This is a genomic window from Bacillus haikouensis (assembly GCF_013179555.1).
Lineage (GTDB): Bacteria > Bacillota > Bacilli > Bacillales > Bacillaceae_B > Rossellomorea > Rossellomorea haikouensis_A.
Genome location: NZ_JABMCR010000421.1, coordinates 1 through 2,639 on the forward strand (window position 1 = coordinate 1; position 2,639 = coordinate 2,639).

A 2,639-nucleotide genomic window follows, 5' to 3' on the forward strand; every position below is an offset into this window, starting at 1 on the left:
GAATAATGCTCATCTTCGATGAGCATGAACAATGGGAACGAAGAAGTCGATCGAGCTATTAGTAACGGTAAGCTTCACACATTGCTGTGCTTCCACACCCGTCCTATCAACGTGGTCGTCTTCCACGGCTCTGATAGGGAACACTCGTTTTCAGGTTGGTTTCCCGCTTAGATGCCTTCAGCGGTTATCCATTCCGTATATAGCTACTCTGCTATGCCCTTGGCAGGACAACAGATCCACCAGAGATACGTCCATCCCGGTCCTCTCGTACTAGGGACAGATCCTGTCAATATTCCTACACCCACGGCAGATAGGGACCGAACTGTCTCACGACGTTCTGAACCCAACTCACGTACCGCTTTAAATGGCGAACAGCCATACCCTTGGGACCTGCTCCAGCCCCAGGATGCGATGAGTCGACATCGAGGTGCCAAACAACCCCGTCGATATGGACTCTTGGGGGTCATCAGCCTGTTATCCCCGGCGTACCTTTTATCCGTTGAGCGATGGCCCTTCCACACGGGACCACCGGATCACTATGACCGACTTTCGTCTCTGCTCGACTTGTCAGTCTCGCAGTCAGGCTAGCTTATGCCATTGCACTCGACGACCGATTTCCGACCGGTCTGAGCTAACCATCGCGCGCCTCCGTTACTCTTTCGGAGGCGACCGCCCCAGTCAAACTACCCACCATACACTGTCCCGGATCCGGATAACGGACCGCGGTTAGACATCCACGAAGATAAGGGTGGTATTTCAAGGATGGCTCCACAGAAACTGGCGTCCCTGCTTCAAAGCCTACCACCTATCCTACACATGCCTTGGCGAATGCCAGTGTAAAGCTATAGTAAAGGTGCACGGGGTCTTTCCGTCTGACCGCAGGAACCCCGCATCTTCACGGGGAATTCAATTTCACTGAGTCTATGTTGGAGACAGCGGGGAAGTCGTTACGCCATTCGTGCAGGTCGGAACTTACCCGACAAGGAATTTCGCTACCTTAGGACCGTTATAGTTACGGCCGCCGTTTACTGGGGCTTCAGTTCAGAGCTTGCACCCCTCCCTTTAACCTTCCAGCACCGGGCAGGCGTCAGACCCTATACGTCGTATTGCTACTTCGCAGAGCCCTGTGTTTTTGATAAACAGTCGCTACCCCCTGGTCTGTGCCACCCCATCATACTTGCGTACAAAAGGGTCACGCTTCTTCCGAAGTTACGCGTGCAATTTGCCGAGTTCCTTCAACATAGTTCTCTCAAGCGCCTTGGTATACTCTACCTGACCACCTGTGTCGGTTTCGGGTACGGTCTATACGGTGGAGCTATTTCCTGGAACCTCTTCGCCGCCCAACCAATCCAGTAAGGTTGAACAACACACGAGATCCGTCACTACCACCAGGCCCACGAATATTAACGTGGTTCCCATCGACTACGCGTGTCCGCCTCGTCTTAGGGGCCGGCTAACCCTGCTCAGATTAACTTTAAGCAGGAACCCTTGGTCTTTCGGCGAGGGAGTCTCTCACTCCCTTTATCGTTACTCATGTCAACATTCGCACTTCCGATATCTCCAGGGCCCCTCACAGGTACCCCTTCACAGACTTACGGAACGCTCCGCTACCACTTGCACAAAGTGCAAATCCTCAGCTTCGGTGCATGGCTTTAGCCCCGTTACATTTTCGGCGCAAAGACCCTTATTTAGACCAGTGAGCTGTTACGCTTTCTTTAAATGATGGCTGCTTCTAAGCCAACATCCTGGTTGTTTTGGGATCCTCACATCCTTTCCCACTTAGCCATGACTTGGGGACCTTAGCTGGAGGTCAGGGTTGTTGCCCTTTTCACGACGGACGTTAGCACCCGCCGTGTGTCTGCCGACTAGTACTCCTCGGTATTCGGAGTTTGGTTAGGATCAGTAAGACGGTGAGTCCCCATAGCCCATCCAGTGCTCTACCCCCGAGGGTATTCGGTCGACGCTCTACCTAAATAGATTTCGCGGAGAACCAGCTATTTCCGAGTTTGATTGGCCTTTCACCCCTAGCCACAAGTCATCCCGAACTATTGCAACAGTTATGGGTTCGGCCCTCCAGTTGGTGTTACCCAACCTTCAGCCTGCTCATGGCTAGATCACTCGGTTTCGGGTCTAATGCAACTAACTATGTCGCGCTATTAACACTCGCTTTCGCTGCGCCTACACCTACCGGCTTAAGCTTGCTAGTTACACTAAGTCGTTGACCCATTATACAAAAGGTACGCCGTCACCCTTTCAGGCTCCGACTGTTTGTAGGCATCCGGTTTCAGGTTCTATTTCACTCCCCTCGTCGGGGTGCTTTTCACCTTTCCCTCACGGTACTTGTTCGCTATCGGTCATGCACGAGTACTTAGGCTTGGAGAGTGGTCTCCCCATGTTCAGACAGGATTTCACGTGTCCCGCCCTACTCAAGGACAATGACTGTTCTACGCGTAAGGGGCTATCACCCTCTATGGCCGACCTTTCCAGATCGTTCCGCTTTATTCATCATTGCCACTGGCCTGGTCCGCGTTCGCTCGCCACTACTTGCGGAGTCTCGGTTGATGTCCTTTCCTGCAGGTACTTAGATGTTTCAGTTCCCTGCGTTCGCTTCTTACACCCTATGTATTCAGGTGTAGATA

General features: G+C 52.5%; 1 rRNA gene. It reads right to left on the minus strand.

The features are described 5' to 3' along the window. Positions 1 to 37: 37 nt before the first annotated feature. Positions 38 to 2,639, minus strand: a 23S ribosomal RNA gene (locus tag HP456_RS25795); the annotation flags it as partial.